Origin of the sequence: Reyranella sp. (assembly GCF_965229815.1) — a bacterium.
GTDB lineage: Bacteria > Pseudomonadota > Alphaproteobacteria > Reyranellales > Reyranellaceae > Reyranella.
Window position 1 is genome coordinate 1,124,335 of the sequence record NZ_CBDDJN010000006.1, and the last position, 19,400, is coordinate 1,143,734.

The following is a 19,400-nucleotide window of genomic DNA, read 5'->3' on the forward strand; positions in this document are numbered from 1 at the left end:
CGAGCCGCATTCGAGCGAATGCGAGTCGTTATCATGGCCTTTTAGGGAATTGCGACTTACTTGCAAACGGAAATCGCCGATCCGTTTCGCAATATGTCGAATTTATGTTCTGCAGGGGGCGTGCGCGGGGCACGTAGATGGCGCGCCCGGCTGGATTCGAACCAGCGACCTACCGCTTAGAAGGCGGTTGCTCTATCCGACTGAGCTACGGGCGCCCGCATCCCTGTGTACCACAGCCACCTCGCCCCGCCGACGCCCGACGACATCGACTGAGGCCATCCGGCAGGCTATGAGGGCCGCATGACCGACCAAGCCTTGCTCGCCCAGATCGGGCAGACCGTCTGGGGCTCGACCTGGCGGGCGCCGATGTCCGCCGCGCTGAAGTCCCGCGCCGCCGCCCTCGCCGACTGGACCAGCGGCCGCACCCACGTTCCCGCCGAGGTCTGGAAGGACCTGAGGGAGATCACCCGGCTGCACTACCTGAAGCTGGCAGACCTCGATCCCCGCATCGTCCAGGCCTTCGACGAGGCAACGGCGCGCGAAGCCAAGCGCTGAGGCCCGCGTGACGGCCGCCGTACGGCCGTCAGTGCGTCCAGCGACCGATACGGTTGAAGGCAAAATTGTCGGCGTAGGCCTTGGGCCGGATGTGCCGGGCATGCGGCTGCTCGACCGTGTACTGCCAGCCGTTGCGCTCGGCATGGGCCTTGGCCTCGTCGAGCGTGTCGAAACGCAGCCGAATCTGCTGCATCGTATCGCGCGAACTCGTCCAGCCCATCAGCGGGTCGAGTTCCTTCGGCGAGGGTTCCGCCTCCAGGGTCCATTCCCTGGTGTTGCCCTGTCCCGATTGCATGGCCGTCTTGGCCGGCTTGTAGATCCGAACCTTCATATGCTCCGCTGTCTCCCCGGGCGACGGAACGAGGGCTGGTCGGGGCGGCCGGATTCGAACCGACGACCTTCTGCGCCCAAGGCAGACGCGCTACCAGACTGCGCTACGCCCCGCCCCAAGGACCGTGAATCGCGCGTTTCTACCAGCGTGCCGGCCGCCTCGAAAGCGGAAATTCCCGGTGCTACAGTGAGTTCATGTTCGACCAGACGCCCGAACAGGGCCGCCCCGGCCGCGCGCCGTCCATAAATGTCCTCGGCGGCTCCCTCGTCCCCTGCTCGCTCGATCCCAAGACCGGCTTCTACCGCGACGGCTGCTGCAACACCGGCGGCGAGGATCTGGGCCTGCATACCGTCTGTGCGGTGATGACCACGGCCTTCCTCGCCTTCTCGAAGGCGCAGGGCAACGATCTCAGCACGCCGATGCCGCAGTACGGGTTCGCCGGCCTGAAGCCGGGCGACCGCTGGTGCCTCTGCGCCGCCCGCTGGAAAGAGGCGCTCGACGCCGGCGCCGCGCCGCAGGTCGTGCTCGAGGCGACCCATGCCGTGACCCTGCAGGTCGTGTCGCTCGACGACCTCAAGAAGCACGCCGTCACGATCCAATGATCCTGACGGGCCAATGATCCTGACGGGCCAATGATCCCGACGGGCCAATGATCCCGGGGCCAGGGCTCCGCGAGGCATCCGTCCCATCCGTCTTCCGAGGTGATCCATGAAGAGCTGGCCCCGCATCGACGGCGCCCTCGCCGACCATGTCGACGCCATCTGGCTGCGCGACAGTCCCCTGAAGCGACGCCTGCGCGAGGAGACGGCGGCGATGCCGAGGGCCGGCATGCAGATCTCGGCCCACCAGGGCCAGCAGCTCGCCCTTCTTGTCCGCCTCGTGGGTGCGCGTCGCGCCGTCGAGGTCGGCACCTTCACCGGCTACTCGTCGCTCTGCCTCGCGGAGGCCCTGCCGGCGGACGGCAGGCTGTGGTGCTGCGACGTGAGCGACGAATGGACATCCGTCGCGCGGCGCTACTGGCAGGAGGCGGGCCTCGCCGACCGCATCGAGCTCACCCTCGGACCGGCGCTCGGCACGCTCGACGCCCTGCTGGGCCGGGGTCTCGAAGGGCAGCTCGATCTTGCCTTCATCGACGCCGACAAGGAGAACTACGACGGCTACTACGAGCGCTGCCTGCGCCTCGTCCGCCCCGGCGGGCTGATCCTGGTCGACAACGTGCTGTGGGGCGGATCGGCCGCCGACCCGGCCGACAACGACGCCGACACGGTGGCGATCCGTGCCCTCAACGCCAAGCTCCACGCCGACCGGCGCATCGACCTCGCCCTGCTGGCCGTCGGCGACGGCATGACCTGCGCCCGCAAGCGCTGAGTGCGGCTCGGGAAGCGACGCTCAGGCGTTGCCGAAGATCGGATGCCGGATCTTGTCGCCGGGCTTGATGCCGAGCAGCCGCGCGCTGCCGCCGTTGATCTCGAGGACCGCCCGCACCGGGTACTGGCTCGGGATCGCCTCGGTGGAGAGCGGCACGGCGTTGGCGTGGACGTGCTTGACCGTGCCGTCGGCGGCGATGAAGACCATGTCGAGCGGGATCAGCGTGTTCTTCATCCAGAACGACACGGGCTCCTCGCGGTGGAAATCGAACAGCATGCCCTGATAGGGGCCGAGCTTCTCCCGGAACATCAGCCCCCGTGCGCGCTGCGCCTCGTCCAGCGCCAGCTCGACATCGAACTTGATGTGCCGTCCGCCGCTGTCGACGACCAGCGAGGAGCGCTGGAACTCGATCGGCGGCGCGGGCTGCGCCAGGGCGCCGCGGGCGGCCGCCAGAGCGAGAGGCGTCGCGAGGAAAAGGCGGCGTCCAAGCCGTCGACGGGAGCCGGTCATGGGCATGCCATATGGCTGCCCGCGCATTTCGTCAAACTCAAGACGCTTGCGTGACAGTCTCTGCCTTTTCATAGTGATTGCGATCATCGGGGGGAGCCGACGGACGGCTGAGAGGTTCGCAAGAACGACCCCGGCAACCTGATCCGGTTAATGCCGGCGTAGGGACTGGTGACGGTTGTTGTCGAGTGCTCCTCCCCTGTTCGTCCGCGATGCCTGCATCGCCTATGGCGACCGCGTGGTCGCCCGCGACCTCACGCTCGATTTTCCCGCTGGCGAAACGACCTGCCTGCTCGGGCGCAGCGGTGTCGGCAAGACCTCCCTGCTGCTTTGGCTGGCCGGGCTGCTGCCCGGCACCCGGCGGCTGGCCCCGGTCGCCTACATGGCGCAGTCGGACCTTCTGCTGCCCTGGCTGTCGGTCCTCGAGAACGTCCTGCTGGGCTTCCGCCTGCGCGGTGACCGCGCCCGGCGGCAAGCCGCCGAGCCTCGCGCGCGTGCCCTCCTGCGGGACGTCGGGCTCGGCGATCGCCTGCACGATCGGCCCGGCGACCTGTCGGGCGGCATGCGCCAGCGCGCCGCCCTCGCCCGCACCCTGTGCGAGGACCGGTCGGTCGTCCTGATGGACGAGCCCTTCGCCCATCTCGACGCCGTCACCCGCCTAGACCTGCAGGATCTCGCCGCGCGCATGCTGGCCGGCCGGACCGCGGTGCTCGTCACCCACGATCCGCTGGAGGCGCTACGCGTCGGCCACGAGATCCGCGTGCTGAGCGGCCAGCCCTTCGTCGCCGGCCCGCCGCTTCGCCCGCCGGGCCCGGTGCCGCGCGACGTGACGGAGGCAGCCGTGGGCGCGCTGCATGCCCGGCTGGTCGGCGAACTGCGCGGGCTCCCGGCGTGAGGCCCTTCATCACCGCGATCGGGCTGCTCCTCGCCTGGGAGATTCTCGCGCGGGCGAGCGGCGTGCCGCCCTACATCCTGCCGCCGCCGTCGCGCGTGCTGCTGGTTCTCGTCGAGCGCTGGGACCTGCTGGCCGAGCAGGCCGCGTGGACGGCGGCGGAGATGGCGCTCGGTCTCGTGCTGGGGCTCGTGCTCGGCTCTCTGCTCGCCATCGCCTTTGTCGCTTCGGCGGTGTGGCGACGCTGGGCGCTGCCCCTCGTGATCGTATCGCAGGCCATTCCCGTGATCGCCATCGCGCCGCTGCTGGTCCTGTGGCTGGGCTACGGCATGGCGTCGAAGGTCGCGATGGCCGCCCTCGTCATCTTCTTCCCCGTCGTGAGCACCCTCTACGACGGGCTGCGCCGCACCGATCGCGGCTGGCTCGATCTCGGCCGCACCATGGACGCCTCCCCGGCCGCCCTGCTGCTGCAGATCCGGCTCCCGGCGGCCCTTCCCGCCTTCGCCTCGGGCGCCCGGATCGCCGCCGCCATCGCGCCCATCGGCGCGGTGATCGGCGAGTGGGTCGGCGCCAGCGCCGGTCTCGGCTACCTGATGACGCTATCCCTGGCGCGTGGCCAGACGACGCTCGCCTTCGCTGCCCTCGTCGTCCTCTGCCTGCTCGGCCTCGCGCTCTACCACGCGACGGACCGCCTGGCCCGCGCCCTGGTTCCCTGGCAACCGCAAGGAGAATGACCCATGCAACTCGTCGTCCGCCTGATCGCCGCCCTCGCGTTCGTGGCCGTCGCCTTGCCCGCCGCCGCGCAGGACAGGGTCCGTCTGCTGCTCGACTGGTTCGTCAATCCCGATCACGCCGCGCTGGTGATCGCCAAGCAGCAAGGCCTGTTCGCCAAGCACGGGCTCGACGTCGAGCTGATCGCGCCGGCCGATCCCAATGCGCCGCCCAAGCTGGTCGCCGCCGGCCAGGCGGAGTACGCGGTGACCTACCAGCCGACGCTGCAGCTGCTCGCGGCCGAGGGCCTGCCGCTGGTGCGCGTCGGGGTCCTGGTCGCGCAGCCGCTCAACTCCGTGGCCGCCCTCGAGGATGGGCCGATCAAGACCATCGCCGACTTCAAGGGCCGCAAGATCGGCTATTCGATCGCGGGCTTCGAGGAGGCGCTGCTCGGCGCCATCCTGGAGAAGGCCGGCCTCACGCTGAAGGACGTGACCCTGGTCAACGTGAACTTCGCCCTGACGACGGCGCTCATGAGCAGGCAGGTCGACGGCGTCATCGGCGCCTTCCGCAATTTCGAGCTGAACGAGCTCACCCTCGCCAAGGCCAAGGGACGTCTGTGGCCCGTCGAGGAGAATGGCGTGCCGACCTACGACGAGCTGATCCTGGTGACCAAGCGCGAGACGGTCGACGTGCCCCGCACCAAGAAGCTGCTGGCGGCCATCGCCGAGGCCACGACCTGGCTGCGCGCGCATCCCGACGAGGCGTGGACGATCTTCGCCAGGTCCGGCAAGGACCTCGACAACGAGCTCAACAAGATGGCATGGCGGGACACGCTGCCCCTCCTCGCCAACGATCCGGCCGCACTCGATCGGCATCGCTACGAGGTCTTCGGCGACTTCCTGGTCAAGCGCGGACTCATCGGCCGCGCGCCGGCGCTCGACACCTACCTGCGGCAGATCGAGTAGCAGGCGACGACGCCGGGCGGATCACCCCGCCCGGATGTCGACCACCTGGAGCCCCTTCTGCCCCTCGGCAATGCGGACCATGACCTTCTGGCCAGGAGCCAGCGAGTCCATCCCGTGCCTGCGAAGTACAGCGGCGTGGACGAAGATGTCGCCCTCCGTCGCTTCGCGCGTGACGAAGCCGTAGCCACGCTCGTTGTTGTACCACTTCACCAGGACGGCGATGTAATCGCCCATGGCGATGCCTTCCGGTGGCGGAGGTGCCTTGGGCACGACCGCGACCGCCGTCGACGAATCGACGGTCAACACCTTCATGACCTGCCAGCCTTTAGGCCCCCTGACGCCGGCGCAAACAACCGTTGCACCGGGCTTGAGATCCTCATGCCCAGCTTGGCGAAGTGTCGTCACATGCAGGAATGCGTCGCTGTTGTCACTGTCGAGGGAAAGGAATCCATAGCCCTTGACAGCGTTGAACCACTTTACCTTACCACGCAGCTCAACTGTACCGACGTCCCCGCCCGTCTCTCCCTGTTGGGTCGTCATTCAACGATCCCGTGTTGTTATCTCAAAATCCTAGCACCCTCTTCGAATGGTGCAACAGTCCTTGTGAGTGGAGCTGGGGGCACGATAGACGGCTCTCTAAATGCAATCCAAGGAGGCATCGATGTTCCAGGCCGATCTGTTCAAGGGGAAACGCTTCTTGGTCACGGGCGGCGGCACCGGGCTGGGACGCGTCATGATGGAGAAGTTCGTCGCGCTGGGCGCCGACTGCGCCATCTGCGGCCGGCGAGGCAGCGTTCTCGAGGAGACGGCCCGTGAAGTCATGGCCAGGTATCCCGGCCGCCGTGTCGACGCTCACACCGTCGACATCCGTGTGGCGGCAGCCGTCGAGGAGATGATCGATCGCATCTGGGAGACCGGCCCGCTCGACGGCCTGGTCAACAATGCCGCCGGCAACTTCATCGCCCAGACCAAGGACCTCAGCCCGCGCGCCTTCGACGCCATCGCCAACATCGTGCTGCACGGCACGTTCTACGTCACGAACGCCTGCGGCAAGCGCTGGATCGAGGAGAAGCGCCCGGCGAGCGTGCTCAGCATCCTGACGACATGGGTATGGACCGGCAGCCCGTTCGTGGTGCCTTCGGCGATGTCCAAGGCGGGCGTCGCCGTGATGACCCAGAGCCTCGCCGTCGAGTGGGCGCGCCACGGCATCCGCCTCAATGCGATCGCCCCCGGTCCCTTTCCCACGGAAGGCGCGTGGGCCCGGCTCAATCCCATGAAGGAAGGCGACGACAGCCGCTACAACACGCGCAACCCGATGGGCCGCGTCGGCCGCCCAAGCGAGCTCGCCAACATGGCGGCGTTCCTCATGAGCGACGAGGTCGCTTACATCAACGGCGAGGTCATCGCCATCGACGGCGCCATGGGCATCATGGGCAACGGCACCTTCTCGCACATGCTCTCCAACACGGAGGACGACTGGCGTCGCATCCGCGATCAGATCCAGGCGACCAATGCCGCCGACAAGGCGAAGCGCAGCTAGAGCGGCTTGCGATAAATCGGGACCGCATGTGCGGTCCCGATTTATCAGAAACGCATCAAGTCGGGGCAGTCCCCGCCTTCGGCATCGAGCGTTCGGCCGATTCCGACCGAACGCTCGATGCTTCAGACCGGACGGGCCGATGATGCACGCCCCGGGAGCCATCCGGTCCCGTCCTCCCGAATGGCGAGTGTGCGCTGCGGCATCGCGGTCGGGCGTGCCCCGCGCCCCCGGCTTGTCCAACCGAAACCCTCGTGCCGTACGCGAATCTGTTGCACGAAAGCCACATCGACATGGGATTGATGCCGCACGCCCTCCAACGCTGCCTGCCCCGGCCTCAATTGAGCCAAAGTGTGATGGTCATTACGACCATTCCTTTTCGTCAGCCCGGGTCCAGAGATTCCGTCGTGCTTGCAGGCACCAAGGCAGCCCCCCACACACTTCGGTCCGCACCACGCCGGCGCTTCCTGTCGTTCGGCATCGCGGTGGCAGGGGCGGCCCTTCTCCCGGCTGCCGCGCACGCCCAGACGATCGATGTCCGACACTGGAACGGCGTGGCTGCCCTGACGCGACAACCCGAGCAGGTCGTTGCCGGCACCATGGCCGAGTGGCGCAGCCTGTGGGGCCGGGTCGGCGCACCGGCACCCGACCTCTTCGAACCCGGTCGCATGAACGCCGTCGGCATCTTCCTCGGCCGGCGCTCCAGCGAGGGCTACTCGGTCAACGTCCTCTCGGCCAGCCGCCGGCGCGATCGCATCGTCGTCGTGTTCGAGGAGCGCATGCCGCCCGAGATCATGATGGCGCAGCGCGCGAGCCCGCCGCCTCCCCGGCCGGTCGCAAGCTCCCCCGGCGGCGGCTTCGGCGGCCCGGCCGCGGGCTTTGCGGCGCCGGGCGCGACCGCGAATCTCGCGCCCACCGCGCCGACGCGACCGATCGGCCACCCGACGTCGCCGTGGGCGATCATCCTGATCAACCGGGCAGACCTTCCCGTCACCGTCGAGCAGCGGCTGTTCCGCTGACGAGCGGCGGCGTCCGCGCTCAGTGCGAGTGGCGCGGCACGCCCTTGGTCTCCGAGATGCGCTGGTAGTTCACCGCGAAGTCGAGGCAGGCGCCGCTCGACAGCTGGCCGATGAACTTCCGCTGCAGCTCCTGCCACGGCGTCTGGCTCTCCTTCACGTTCGGCTTCCACGCCGCCTTGCGCCGCGCCAGCTCGGCTTCCGGGATCTGGATGTCGGCACGCCGCCTCGCGATGTCGATGCGGACCCTGTCGCCGGTCTGCAGCAGCGCCAGCCCGCCGCCGACGGCGGCCTCGGGCGAGGCGTTCAGGATCGAGGGACTGGCCGACGTGCCGCTCTGGCGGCCGTCGCCGATGCAGGGCAGCAGCAGCACGCCGCCCTTCACCAGCCGGTCGGGCGGCAGCATGTTCACGACCTCCGCCGCGCCGGGGTAGCCGACCGGCCCGGTGTTGCGGATGAACAGGATGCTGTTCTCATCGATCGGCAAGGCCGGGTCGTTGATGCGGTGGTGATAGTCCTCCGGCCCGTCGAACACGATCGCCGTGCCCTCGAAGGCGTCGGGGTCGCCCTTGCGCTCCAGGTACTTGGCGCGGAACTCCGGCGAGATCACCGACGTCTTCATGATCGCCGAGTCGAACAGGTTGCCGCTCAGGACGGCGAAGCCCGCCTGCTCCAGCATCGGCCTGTCGTAGCTCTTGATGACCTCGCCGTCGGGTGCGGTGGCGCCCGCGAGGTTCTCAGCCATCGTCCTGCCGGTCACGGTGAGCGCGTTGCCGCGCAGCTTGCCATGCCGCGCCAGCTCCGCCATCACCGTCGGCACGCCGCCTGCGCGATAGAACGCCTCGCCGAGATACTTGCCGGCCGGCATGCAGTTGACCAGCAGGGGGATGTCGTAGCCGATCCGGTCCCAGTCGGCGTTCTCGAGCTCGACGCCGGCATGGCGGGCGATAGCGTTGACGTGCGGCGGACAGTTGGTCGAGGCGCCGAGCGCGCTCGCCGCCAGGATCGCGTTCTCGAAGGCCTCGCGCGTCAGGATCTTCGACGGGCGCAGGTCCTCCCACACCATGTCGACGATGCGACGGCCGGTTTCGTAGGCCATCTGCCCGCGCTGCTTGTAGGGACCCGGAATGGCGGCGCAGCCGGTGAGCGACATGCCGAGCGCCTCGGCCATGCTGTTCATCGAGAGCGCCGTGCCCATCGTGTTGCAGTGACCGACGCTCGGCGCGCTCGATGCCACCATCTCGATGAACTGCTCCATGTCGATGCGGCCGGCAGCCAGCTCCTGGCGGGCATACCAGACGATCGTGCCCGAGCCGGACAGGCCGCCCGCGAAATGGCCGTCGAGCATGGGTCCGCCCGAGAGCACGATGGCCGGGATGTCGACCGTGGCGGCGCCCATGATCATGGCCGGCGTGGTCTTGTCGCACCCGGTGGTCAGCACCACGCCGTCGAAGAAGTAGCCGTACAGGCTCTCGACCAGGCTGAGATAGGCGAGGTTGCGGTCGAGCGCGGCGGTCGGCCGCTTGCCCGATTCCTGGATGGGATGGACGGGAAACTCGATCGGGATGCCGCCGGCGTCGCGGATGCCGTCGCGGATGCGCCAGGCAAGGTCGAGATGGTGTCGGTTGCACGGCGAGAGGTCCGAACCGGTCTGGGCGATGCCGATGATCGGCTTGCCGCTGCGCAGCTCGGCCAGCGTCAGGCCGAAGTTCATGTAGCGCTCGAGATAGAGCGCGGTCATCGTCGGATCGGTCTTGGAATCGAACCACTCCCGGCTGCGCAGCCGGCGCTCCCCGTCCTTGCCGTTGGCGCCCTTCTTGTCGGCCATCCTCGGATCCTCCGCATTTTCGGCCGCAGGCTAGCGCCGCGGAGCCCTCCATCGCCACCTCTTCTTGCAGGCCGCCGACATGGCGGTTGAGCATGCCGAGGGACCATGGGAAACCTCGAAGCGCATGCCCACCGCCCCCGACCTCGTCTCCATCGGCGAGCCGCTGATCGAGTTCAACCGCCCCAGGGAAGGCGACGGCCGGACCTGGCTGCAGGGGTTCGGCGGCGATTCCCAGAATGTCGCCATCGCCGCCGCCCGCCAGGGCGCCTCGGCCGGCTACGTCACCAGCCTCGGCGAGGACTGGATGGGCGATGCCTTCCTCGACCTCTGGCGGTCGGAGGGAGTCGATGCCTCGCGGGTGCGCCGCCATCCCACCGCACCGACCGGCGTGAGCTTCGTCACCCACGGGCCAGCCGGCCACAAGTTCGACTATCTGCGCAAGAACTCCGCGGCCTCGCTCATGACGCCGGAAGACCTGCCGGCCGACTACGTGGCGGCCGCGCGCTACCTCCATCTCTCGGCCATCGGCCAGGCGATCAGCAGCAGCGCCCGGGAGACCTGCGCGGCGGCCGTTGCCGCGGCGCGCAGCGCCGGCGTGAAGGTCTCCTACGACACCAACCTGCGGCTCCGCCTGTGGGAGCTCGACACCGCCCGGGCCTGCATCGACGCCACCGTCGCGCTGTGCGACATCCTCCTGCCGAGCCTCGACGATTCGCGGCAGCTCACGGGGCTCGATCGGCCCGACGCCATCGCCGACCGCTATCTCAGCCTGGGCGCGCCACTGGTCGTGCTGAAGATGGCGGCCGACGGATGCCTGCTCGCGAGCCCGGACCGGCGCTTCCGACTGCCCGGCCACGCTGTGCAGGCGGTCGATGCCACGGGCGCCGGCGACACGTTCGACGGAGCCTTCCTCGCCCGCCTCATCGCCGGCGACGATCTCGAGACGGCGGCGCGCTACGCCAACGTGGCGGCTGCCCTGTCGACCCAGGGCTACGGCGCGGTGACGCCTATTCCGCGGGCGGACGCAGTGCGGGCGGCATTGGCGAGCGGCTGAGGCCGGGCACCAGCGCTCGCAGGAAGCGGCCGAACACGGTCACCTGCTGGGCGATCCAGCCGCGGCCATTGTCGGCGTCGACAACGGCATCGTCGACCCCGGTGGGACGATACTTGCGGTCGAAGATCGCGGTGCCGAACAGGATGTCCCAGACCGGCAGGACCGGCGCGAAATTGTGGTCGTGGATGTGGCGCTCTTCGGGGCTGGCGAGCGCGTGATGCAGCCGATGGAAGCGCGGGCCGACGATCAGCCGCCCGCCCAGCCATCCGAAGCCCATGTCGACATTGGCATGGCTCCAGCTCTCGATCAGGCGGCCGATCATCAGGATCGTGACGTACTCGCCCGGCTGCACGCCGACCAGCTGGGAGAACAGCACCAGGGCCAGGGTGACAAGCAGGTCGTCGATGACGTGATTGCGATCGTCCGACCACACCGTCATTCGGCGCTGGCTGTGGTGCAGGCTGTGCAGCGCCCACCACCAGGAAAAGGCGTGCTGGGCGCGATGGACCCAGTAGGAGGCCAGGTCGTAGAGCGCAAAGTAGACGAGGAACGACGCCAGCACATTGTTCTCGAGCCACGGCACGAGTTGCTCGATCCGCGGCGGGATCAGGCCCCAGGCGCGCATCGCGTGCTCGATCTGGTTGGTGAGCGGCAGCGTCAGGACGAAGATGGCGAGCGGGATGATGCCGAGCTTGTTCAGCAGCGTGTAGACGCGGTCGACCACGATCAGCCGGTCGTCCCCCTCCCGCTCCAGCGGCCAGCGCCGCTCGAAGAACCGCATGCCCAGCGCGATGATCGCCACCTGGACGACGCCCAGCATGACGAACTCGACGGCGCCGTAGCCCGCCTCGTACCAGGACATCAGCCCGAGGCCGAACAGGACCGGACTGACGAAGGTTTCGAAGATCCAGCTCTGGGCGCCGACCCAGAGATCGATGAGTTCGCGCATCGCGCGCGGCTTACCGCGTCTCGCCGGCCGTCGAGACGGCGCGCACCCGTACCGGCCCGGGACCCGCCGCGGTCGGGACCGGCGCTCCCGGCTTCAGCATGAAGACGCCGTGCGGCGACTTGCCGACCGGGACAGAGGCCACGACCTTCATCTGCTCGAGGTCGACGATCGCCACCCGGCGCAGGAAGCGCTGGGTGACCCACAGTTCGCGTCCGTCGTGAGAGATGTCCATGCAGTCCGGCCCGCCCGGCACTCGGATGGAGGCGACCACCTGCATCTCCGCCGTGTCGATCAGGGAGACCGTGCCCTCGACGCGGTTGCTCAGGAACCAGTGGCGGCCGTCGCCCTTCGGCCAGAAATTGTGAGCGCCCTTCCCGGTCTTCAGCCGACCGGTCACGCTGCCATCCGCCGGATTCATCACCACGAAGCCGTCCTCGCCCGTCAGGGCGACCAGGAGGCGCTTGTCGTCGGGCAGCATGACCACGCCAGCCGGGGCCTCGCCCACCACGACGTTCCACTTCAGCGTCTGGGTCGCGAGGTCGAACGCGGCGACCCGGCCGCTCTGCTGCAGCGTCACATAGACGGTGCTCGAAGCGGCGTCGAAGGCCATGTGGCTCGGCATGCCGTCGATGAAGATGCGGCCGGCCAGCCGGAAGCCGTCGGCATGGAAGATGTCGACATGGTCGAGCCGGTAGGCGGTGGTGACGAACCACTTGCCGTCCGGGCTGAAGCCCAGATGGTAGGGGTCGATGATGTCGCGGACGATCCGGCGCCGCTCGCCGCTGTGCATGTCGAGGAAGACGAGCTCGTTCGTCGCCGTCGAGCCGACCACGATCTCCTTGCCGTTGGGCGACGGCACCACGTGATGCGGCTCGCGGCCGATGGGCAGCCGCTGCAGCTCGACCCGGCCGGTTCGGCTCAGGATGCTGTAGGAGGCTTCCTCGGAGTTCAGGACGAGCACCGAATCGGCGCGCGCCGAGCCTCCGGCAGCCAGGACCAGGACAGTCGCCGCGATCGCCAGATGCTTCATGAGAACGGTGGATCTCCTCGGCATGGTTGAAGCACCTTTCCGCGCCCGGCGCTAGCGCACATTGAGGCGGGAGGCTGCGGCAGCGAGCCGCTCGATGGCCGCCCAGTCGCCGGAGACAACCGCCTCGCGGGGAGCCACCCAGGAGCCACCGACGCAGGCGACGTTGGGCAGCGACAGGTACGCCTGCGCGGTCCCGGCAGAGATCCCGCCGGTCGGGCAGAAGCGAAGACCGGGAAGCGGCGCCGCAACCGACTTCAGCCAGCCGATGCCCCCGGAGGGCTCGGCGGGAAAGAACTTCAGGAGCCGGAACCCCTGCTCCGCCAGGACCATCGCCTCCGACACCGTCTGGACGCCGGGAAGCAACGACAGACCGGCCGATCGGGTTGCCTCGATCAACGTCGGGGTGCAGCCGGGGCTGACGCCGAACCGGGCGCCGGCGCGCCGGGCCGCCACCGCCTGCCCGGCATCGAGCACCGTGCCGGCTCCGACGATGGCCCCGGGCACCCCGGCGTCGATCGCCGCCACGACGTCGAGGGCGGCCGGGGTGCGCAGCGTCACCTCGAGCACCGGCAGGCCTCCGGCAACCAGCGCCCGGGCGAGCGGCACGGCATCGGCGACGCGCTCCACCGTGAGGACCGGGATGACCGGTGCCCGCGCCGCGATGGCGGCGATGTCCATGTCAGACGCTCCAGCCGCCGTCGATGACGTTGACCGTGCCGGTGGTGAAGGCCGATTCGTCGCTGGCCAGGTAGACCGCCAGCGCCGCGATCTCGTCGGCCGAGCCGAACCGGCCGGTGGGCTGGCGCTGCAGGAAGAACTGCCTTGCGTCCGCGCCGCCGCCCAGCGAGGCGATGCGCTCGTCGAGGGAGGGCGTCTGGACCGTTCCGGGACAGATGGCATTGCAGCGGATGCCCTGCCCGACATAGTCGACCGCGACCGACTTGGTCAGCCCGATGACCGCCGCCTTGGTCGTGCCGTAGACGAAGCGCAGCGCCGCGCCCTTCACCGACGAGGCGGCCGACGACATGTTGATGATCGACCCGGCCTTGCGCGCCACCATGCCCGGCAGGAAGGCCTGGATGGTCCAGAACATGCTGCGGACGTTGAGGTCGAAGGCGAACCGCCACTGCTCGTCCGTGGCATCGAGCACCGAGCCGTGATGCACGAAGCCTGCACAGTTGAACAGGACGTCGGCCGCCCCGACCTCGTCCGCCAGCGCCGCGATCGCGCCCTTGTCGAGGACGTCGAGGCGCCGCGTCGTGATGCCTGGCGTGTCCGCCAGCGCGGCGAGCTTGCCGGCATCGACATCGGTCGCCCAGACGCGCCCGCCCTCGCGGGCAAAGGCACGCGCGGCGGCGGCACCGATCCCCTGCCCGGCGGCCGTGACGATACAGACCTTATCCCGCAGGCGCATGGGCGAGCCTCCGACGGCGCATGAGTTGCAGGGCAAGGACCGGTACCGCGAGCACGAGGCTGGCCACGAGCGGCACCAGGCCTGCACCCATCGCCGGCAGGGCCGCGACCGCCAGCCAGATGCGCTCCCACACCGTCATGGGGGCGACGAGGTAGGCCGACAGGGCGGCGCCGAGGAAGGTGATGCTGACCAGGCAGCCGGCCAGGGTGACGATCAGCTCGTGCCAGCTGAACCCCGGCACGACCAGCAGCAGCGACGGCGAGAACACGAAGATGAAGGGCACCAGCGCCTTGGCCAGCGCCAGCCTGAACGCGGTATTGCCGGACTGGAAAGGGTCGGCTCCCGCCATGCTTGCCGCCGCATAGGCGGCGACGGCGACCGGTGGCGTCACGTCGGCCAGCACGCCGTAGTAGAAGACGAAGAAGTGCGCCACGATCGGCACCACGCCCAGCAGGCCGAGCGCCGGCGCGGCGATGGTGACCATGATGATGTAGGTCGCGGTGGTGGGCACGCCGCAGCCCATCAGGATGCAGACGAGAGCGGTCATCGCCAGGGTGAAGAACTTGATCAGCGTCAGCTTGTCGAACGGCAGCCAGGCCTCGACAAGCCCCGTCGCGTCGTTGGCCACGCCGACGATGATGGTGGCGAACTTGAGCGCCGTTCCCGTGAGCGTCACGACGCCGATGATGATGCCGATCGCCGCCGCGGCGGCGCCCACGGCCAGCGCGTACTTGGCGCCGACGGTGAAGGCGTCGAGCAGGTCGCGCCAGTGCAGGGCCGGTGCCGGATTGAGGCGCCAGATGGCGACGCAGAGGGCGACGAAGAGGCCGAAGGTGATCTCGTTGAACCAGTCGGAGAGGTCGCCGGGCAGCAGCTTGCGGCCGAAGCTCAGCAGCAATGCCCAGGCCACGACCAGGACGATCTCGACCACCGGCAGCCGGCGCTTGGTCGAGCGCATCAGGCCGACGATGATGGCGAGGTAGATTCCCCAGAACGCCGCCATGTACGGCGTCGAGCCGTCGAAGATCTTCCAGATGAGCCCGGCGAGCGGGATCAGCGTCACCCAGTCCTCGCGCAGCACCGCGCGCCAGTCGGGCATCTCCTCGGGCTGCAGCCCGCGCAAACCGACGCGCTTGGCCTCGAAGTGGACCTGGATGAAGACGCCGAAGAAATGAAGGAACGCCGGCAGCACCGCAGCGGCGATGATGGTCTGGTACGGCAGCTCCAGGAACTCGACCATCAGGAAGGCCGCCGCCCCCATGACGGGCGGCGTGATCTGCCCGCCGGTGCTCGAGGTCGCCTCGACGCCGGCCGCAAAGGTCGGCCGGTAGCCCAGCCGCTTCATCATCGGAATGGTGAGCGAGCCCACGGTCACGGCATTGGCGACCGACGAGCCCGAGATCATGCCGAACAGCGCCGAGCCGAAGATCGCCACCTTGGCCGGGCCGCCGGCGAAGCGGCCGGCGACCGCCATGGCCATCGCCAGGAACAGGCGGCCGAGCCCGATGCGCATGGCGACCACGCCGAACAGCACGAAGTGGAAGACGTAGGTCGCCACCACGCCGATCGGCACGCCGTAGATGCCCTGGCTGGTGAGATAGAGGTGGTCGGCAAGTTGCGACCAGGTCGTCCCCGGATGGACCAGCAGCCCCGGCATCCAGGGACCGGCGAAGGCATAGGCCAGGAACCCCACGCAGATGATCACCAGCGCCCAGCCCATGGTCCGGCGGGTCGCCTCGATCACCACGAGCGTCAGGATGGTCCCCATGGCGACGTCGATCGGATCGGGATTGCCGGTCTTGAAGGCGATGTCGTGGAAGATCGCCGGCAGGTAGAGCGACGACACGACGGCGGCGCCGAACAGTGCCCAGTCGTAGAGCGGCACGCCGCCCGGGTGCCACCACCCCGACGCCACCGTCGAAGCCGGCTTCCGGTTCGCGGAGAAGACCAGGAAGATAAGCCCCAGGACGAGCGCCATGTGGACGCCGCGATGGGTCTGCTCGCGCAGCAGGCCGAAACCCGCGGTGTAGAAGTGGAAGACCGACAGCGACAGCAGCAGTCCGGCGACGATCCACGTGCCGCTGATGCCGAGCGGCCGAAACCGCATCTCCGCGTCGAACTCGCGTTCGAGTTCGGCGGCCTTTTCATGGTCGACTTGCAGGCTCAACTTGTCTTCCGATTCTCTTCGACGGTCCTCCCGGGCGATGGCCGGGAGTGGCCCGGGGGGCCGCGGCGGTCGCGGCCCCTCCTGTCGGCGCGGCAGCCCGAGCCCTCCCCGCCGCAACGCGCGACAGGGAAGATCGGCGGCCTACTTGAGGACGCCCTTTTCCTTGTAGAACTTCTCGGCGCCCGGATGCAGCGGGATGCCGAGCCCCTTGGTGGCGGTCTCGAGCTTGATCGCCTTGCCCTTGGCGTGGCCGGAATCGAGGAGCTTGCGCGTGTTCGGGTTCCAGAGCGCCGCGGTGATGTTGTAGATCAGCTCCTCCGACTGCTTGGCCGACGTCGCCCAGATCGCGTTGACGCTGACCGTCTTGACGCCGGGGACGTTCTTGTAGGCGCCATCCGGGATCTCGTCGGCCGCGAAGAAGCTGAACTCCTTGATCAGCTTCTCGGCCTCGGGCCCGTCGATCGGCACGAGGTCGATGCCGGTCGTAGCGGCCAGCTCGGCGATGGCGCCCTGCGGCCAGCCCGAGACGCTGAAGAAGGCGTCCAGCGCCCCGTCCTTCAGCTTGTCGGCCGACTGCTGCGGCTTCAGGTACTCGGCCTTGATGTCCTTCTCGGTCATGCCGTAGGCGGCCAGGATCAGGCGGGCATCGACCAGCGTGCCCGAGCCGGGCTCGTCGAGCGACATGCGCTTGCCCTTGAGGTCCTTGATCGACTTGATGCCGGACCCCTTGCGGACCACGAGATGGAAGCTCTCGGGGTAGAGGTTCGCGATGGCGCGCAGCGCCTCGACCTTGGGCCGGCCCTCGTAGATGCCGTTGCCGTTGAAGGCCCAGTAGGCGACATCGGACTGGGTGAAGCCCGACTGCATGCTGCCGCTGTTGATGGCGTTGACGTTGGCGACCGAGCCGTTGGAGGCGACCGCCGTGGCCACCAGGCCCGGCACGCCGCACGACCCGCCCTCGGCGCAGGCGCGCGAGCCCGGCGGGTTGGAGATCGCGTTGGCGATCAGCCCGCCGATCGGGAAATAGGTCCCGGCGGTGCCGCCGGTGCCGATGCGAAAGAACGTGATGTCCTGGGCCGCCGCCGGCAGCCCGCCCAGCGCCGTGCCGACCGTCGCGCCGATGGCCGCTCCGAAGCCGCCCAGCAATGCGCTCCTGCGCTTGATTCCCATTGCCAACCCTCCTTGACCGAGTGCGGATTTAACTTCTTCCTGCAGGCGGCCGCAACGACAAGCCCTCAATTGACGCCGACCGCGCGACTCATCGTCGGCCCGATCTCGCCATGGATCACGAGGTCGGCATCACCGTCCTGGTCGGTCGCGTCGCGGTTCACGATCACCAGCCTGGCGCCCCGGCGCTTGGCGATGCGCGGGAAGCCGGCGGCCGGATAGACGACCAGGGAGCTGCCCAGCACGATGAACAGGTCGCAGCCCATCGTCTCGTCCTGGGCCCGCGCCATCGGGATCTCGGGCATCGCCTGGCCGAAGGAGATCGTGGCCGTCTTCACGATGCCGTCGCACTTCTCGCAAAGCGGCAGCCGGCCCGCCCCCAGGAAGGCCTCGCGGATCGGCGCCAGCTCGTGCCGGTGACCGCAGTCCAGGCAGGTCGCGTAGGTCGTGTTGCCGTGCAGCTCGATCACCTTGGAATCCGGCACGCCCGAGCGCTGGTGAAGCCCGTCGATGTTCTGGGTGATGATGGCGCTCATGCGCCCCTGCTCGACCAGCCTGGCCAGCGCCCGGTGGCCGGCGTTCGGCTCGGCCTTCAGCATGGTCTCGTCGGTCGCGAACTTGCGCCGCCAGGCCTCCCGCCGCATCTCCTCCGAGGACATGAAGTCGTCGAAATAGATCGGCTGGTACTTGGTCCAGATCCCGCCCGGAGAGCGGAAGTCCGGAATGCCCGATTCGGTCGAGATGCCCGCACCCGTGAAGGCGACGATGCGCCTGGCCGAGCCGATCGCCTCCCGCAGCCGTTCGATGTCGTCCATGAGCCCCTCTCGCCGCGACACGACGCGGCCACTGCCGTCACCTTAGCGTGTCGCCGAGGGCTTCTCGAACGACGATTGCCGGCGATCGCATAAAGGGCCTGGGACGTCACGGCCGCCAACGATGTTACTGTAGTTATACACCCGATGCGGCTCGCCGGCTATTCCCACTTTTTGCGCACCGCAGCGGCGGTCCGCGCGCGCGACGACCCCACCCTTTGCGGGCAGCCGTTCAGCGACACCACCAGTCATGGGGGCTGTGCCTGCACTGCCGGCAGTGCCGCCGTCGTCTCAGGACAGCCAGCGCTTGCGCCGCTTGTAGTGCTTGGTGTCGCGGTAGGACTTGCGCGCGCCGCCCTCGTTCAGGCCGAGGTAGAATTCCTTGATGTCGGCATTGTCGCGCAGGCGGCCGGCCGGACCCTCGAGGACGATGCGGCCGTTCTCCATGACGTAGCCGTGGTCGGCCACGGAAAGCGCCATGGTGGCGTTCTGCTCGACCAGCAGGACCGACAGCCGCTCCTGCCGCACCAGGCGGCCGACGATGCCGAAGATCTCCTCGACCAGCATCGGCGCCAGGCCGAGCGAGGGCTCGTCGAGCAGCACGACGCGCGGCTGGCTCATGAGCGCCCGTCCGATCGCCAGCATCTGCTGCTCGCCGCCGGACAGGTAGCCGGAGATCTGGTGACGCCGCTCGCGCAGGCGGGGAAAGTAGGAATAGACGAGGTCGATGCCCTTCTTCACCGACGCCGACGTCTGGACGTGCCCGCCGGCGATCAGGTTCTCCTCGGTGGTGAGGTTCTCGAACACGCGGCGTCCCTCGAAGACCTGCACGAGGCCAAGCCGCGTGACGTCGTGCGCCCGCATGCCGTCGATGCGGGCGCCGCCGAGCTGGATGGCGCCCTTGGTCACCTCGCCCCGCTCGGAGCGCAGCACGCCCGAGATCGCCTTGAGGGTCGTCGTCTTGCCGGCGCCGTTGGCGCCCAGCAGGGTCGTGATGGCGCCCTCGCCAACCTCGATCGAGACGCCTTTCAGCACCAGGATCACGCGGTCGTAGACGACCTCGATGTTGTTGATCGACAGCATCGCACCTCCGC

At 68.7% G+C, this 19,400-nt stretch carries 21 protein-coding genes, 2 tRNA genes and 1 riboswitch; of the genes, 9 read left to right on the top strand and 14 right to left on the bottom strand.

All coding sequences use genetic code 11. The features are described from left to right. Positions 1-138: 138 nt before the first annotated feature. Positions 139-215: transfer RNA gene (locus ACO073_RS16770), tRNA-Arg, on the bottom strand. Positions 216-300: 85 nt separating this feature from the next. Between ACO073_RS16770 and ACO073_RS16775 the strand changes: the two genes are divergently transcribed. Beyond that, on the top strand, positions 301-555 hold the full coding sequence (locus ACO073_RS16775) for a hypothetical protein (protein ID WP_421998822.1): 255 nt from the start codon (positions 301-303) through the stop codon (positions 553-555). A gap of 28 nt (positions 556-583) precedes the next feature. Here ACO073_RS16775 and ACO073_RS16780 read toward each other — a convergent pair whose 3' ends face one another. Continuing rightward, complete coding sequence (locus ACO073_RS16780; protein ID WP_421998823.1) at positions 584-886, bottom strand: ETC complex I subunit; 303 nt, start codon at positions 884-886, stop codon at positions 584-586. A 36-nt stretch (positions 887-922) separates the two neighbouring features. Continuing rightward, a tRNA-Pro gene (locus tag ACO073_RS16785) sits at positions 923-999 on the bottom strand. An 81-nt stretch (positions 1,000-1,080) separates the two neighbouring features. On the opposite strand from ACO073_RS16785, the gene ACO073_RS16790 reads away from it, so the two are divergent. Continuing rightward, positions 1,081-1,488 carry a DUF2237 family protein gene (locus ACO073_RS16790; RefSeq protein WP_421998824.1) on the top strand — a complete coding sequence of 136 codons (408 nt, stop codon included), beginning with the start codon at positions 1,081-1,083 and terminating at the stop codon, positions 1,486-1,488. A 106-nt stretch (positions 1,489-1,594) separates the two neighbouring features. Further along, positions 1,595-2,254: an O-methyltransferase gene (locus ACO073_RS16795; RefSeq protein WP_421998825.1), complete on the top strand. Its 660-nt coding sequence runs from the start codon at positions 1,595-1,597 to the stop codon at positions 2,252-2,254. A 21-nt stretch (positions 2,255-2,275) separates the two neighbouring features. Here ACO073_RS16795 and ACO073_RS16800 read toward each other — a convergent pair whose 3' ends face one another. Beyond that, entirely contained in the window at positions 2,276-2,764 is a 489-nt protein-coding gene (locus ACO073_RS16800) for a DUF192 domain-containing protein (RefSeq protein ID WP_421998826.1), read from the bottom strand. 79 nt (positions 2,765-2,843) lie between these two features. Beyond that, a riboswitch (TPP riboswitch) is annotated at positions 2,844-2,947 on the top strand. Here ACO073_RS16800 and ACO073_RS16805 point away from each other — a divergent pair. The 3 genes from ACO073_RS16805 to ACO073_RS16815 all read left to right on the top strand — a co-directional run bounded on the left by ACO073_RS16805 (position 2,943) and on the right by ACO073_RS16815 (position 5,332). Beyond that, positions 2,943-3,656, top strand: a complete 714-nt coding sequence (locus ACO073_RS16805) for an ABC transporter ATP-binding protein (protein WP_421998827.1) — start codon at positions 2,943-2,945, stop codon at positions 3,654-3,656. Its footprint overlaps the riboswitch before it by 5 nt. Continuing rightward, positions 3,653-4,387 carry an ABC transporter permease gene (locus ACO073_RS16810; protein ID WP_421998828.1) on the top strand — a complete coding sequence of 245 codons (735 nt, stop codon included), beginning with the start codon at positions 3,653-3,655 and terminating at the stop codon, positions 4,385-4,387. Before ACO073_RS16805 ends, ACO073_RS16810 begins: the two co-directional genes overlap by 4 nt. A 3-nt stretch (positions 4,388-4,390) precedes the next feature. Then, positions 4,391-5,332 (top strand): ABC transporter substrate-binding protein, encoded by a 942-nt coding sequence (locus ACO073_RS16815; RefSeq protein WP_421998829.1) that lies wholly within the window; start codon positions 4,391-4,393, stop codon positions 5,330-5,332. 21 nt (positions 5,333-5,353) lie between these two features. On the opposite strand, the gene ACO073_RS16820 is transcribed toward ACO073_RS16815, so the two are convergent. Further along, the gene (locus ACO073_RS16820) at positions 5,354-5,872 is read right to left on the bottom strand and encodes a cold-shock protein (RefSeq protein WP_421998830.1); all 519 of its coding nucleotides are present in this window, start codon (positions 5,870-5,872) and stop codon (positions 5,354-5,356) included. A 121-nt stretch (positions 5,873-5,993) separates the two neighbouring features. On the opposite strand from ACO073_RS16820, the gene ACO073_RS16825 reads away from it, so the two are divergent. Together ACO073_RS16825 and ACO073_RS16830 are read left to right on the top strand one after the other, a co-directional pair. Further along, the gene (locus tag ACO073_RS16825) at positions 5,994-6,872 is read left to right on the top strand and encodes an SDR family oxidoreductase (RefSeq protein ID WP_421998831.1); all 879 of its coding nucleotides are present in this window, start codon (positions 5,994-5,996) and stop codon (positions 6,870-6,872) included. A 404-nt stretch (positions 6,873-7,276) separates the two neighbouring features. After that, complete coding sequence (locus ACO073_RS16830; protein ID WP_421998832.1) at positions 7,277-7,888, top strand: hypothetical protein; 612 nt, start codon at positions 7,277-7,279, stop codon at positions 7,886-7,888. A gap of 19 nt (positions 7,889-7,907) precedes the next feature. On the opposite strand, the gene ACO073_RS16835 is transcribed toward ACO073_RS16830, so the two are convergent. Beyond that, positions 7,908-9,713 carry an IlvD/Edd family dehydratase gene (locus ACO073_RS16835; protein WP_421998833.1) on the bottom strand — a complete coding sequence of 602 codons (1,806 nt, stop codon included), beginning with the start codon at positions 9,711-9,713 and terminating at the stop codon, positions 7,908-7,910. A 124-nt stretch (positions 9,714-9,837) separates the two neighbouring features. On the opposite strand from ACO073_RS16835, the gene ACO073_RS16840 reads away from it, so the two are divergent. Further along, positions 9,838-10,767: a sugar kinase gene (locus ACO073_RS16840; protein WP_421998834.1), complete on the top strand. Its 930-nt coding sequence runs from the start codon at positions 9,838-9,840 to the stop codon at positions 10,765-10,767. Here the strand turns inward: ACO073_RS16840 and ACO073_RS16845 are convergent. The 8 genes from ACO073_RS16845 to ACO073_RS16880 all read right to left on the bottom strand — a co-directional run bounded on the left by ACO073_RS16845 (position 10,721) and on the right by ACO073_RS16880 (position 19,389). Continuing rightward, positions 10,721-11,716 (bottom strand): sterol desaturase family protein, encoded by a 996-nt coding sequence (locus ACO073_RS16845; protein WP_421998835.1) that lies wholly within the window; start codon positions 11,714-11,716, stop codon positions 10,721-10,723. The two genes, ACO073_RS16840 and ACO073_RS16845, sit on opposite strands and share 47 nt — an antisense overlap. Before the next feature lie 10 nt (positions 11,717-11,726). Then, positions 11,727-12,746: a YncE family protein gene (locus ACO073_RS16850; protein ID WP_421998836.1), complete on the bottom strand. Its 1,020-nt coding sequence runs from the start codon at positions 12,744-12,746 to the stop codon at positions 11,727-11,729. A gap of 51 nt (positions 12,747-12,797) precedes the next feature. Then, positions 12,798-13,424, bottom strand: a complete 627-nt coding sequence (gene eda / locus ACO073_RS16855) for a bifunctional 4-hydroxy-2-oxoglutarate aldolase/2-dehydro-3-deoxy-phosphogluconate aldolase (protein WP_421998837.1) — start codon at positions 13,422-13,424, stop codon at positions 12,798-12,800. Between the two features lies 1 nt (position 13,425). Next, a complete protein-coding gene (locus ACO073_RS16860; protein WP_421998838.1) occupies positions 13,426-14,160 on the bottom strand; it encodes an SDR family oxidoreductase in 735 nt (244 codons plus the stop codon). Continuing rightward, on the bottom strand, positions 14,144-16,366 hold the full coding sequence (locus tag ACO073_RS16865) for a TRAP transporter permease (RefSeq protein WP_422002162.1): 2,223 nt from the start codon (positions 16,364-16,366) through the stop codon (positions 14,144-14,146). The genes ACO073_RS16860 and ACO073_RS16865 overlap by 17 nt, the downstream gene beginning before the upstream one ends. 102 nt (positions 16,367-16,468) lie before the next feature. Then, a complete protein-coding gene (locus tag ACO073_RS16870) occupies positions 16,469-17,497 on the bottom strand; it encodes a TAXI family TRAP transporter solute-binding subunit (RefSeq protein WP_421998839.1) in 1,029 nt (342 codons plus the stop codon). A 65-nt stretch (positions 17,498-17,562) separates the two neighbouring features. Then, on the bottom strand, positions 17,563-18,309 hold the full coding sequence (locus ACO073_RS16875; RefSeq protein ID WP_421998840.1) for an SIR2 family NAD-dependent protein deacylase: 747 nt from the start codon (positions 18,307-18,309) through the stop codon (positions 17,563-17,565). 288 nt (positions 18,310-18,597) lie between these two features. Next, positions 18,598-19,389, bottom strand: coding sequence for an ABC transporter ATP-binding protein (locus ACO073_RS16880; RefSeq protein ID WP_421998841.1), 792 nt, complete (start codon positions 19,387-19,389; stop codon positions 18,598-18,600). Positions 19,390-19,400: the final 11 nt, after the last annotated feature.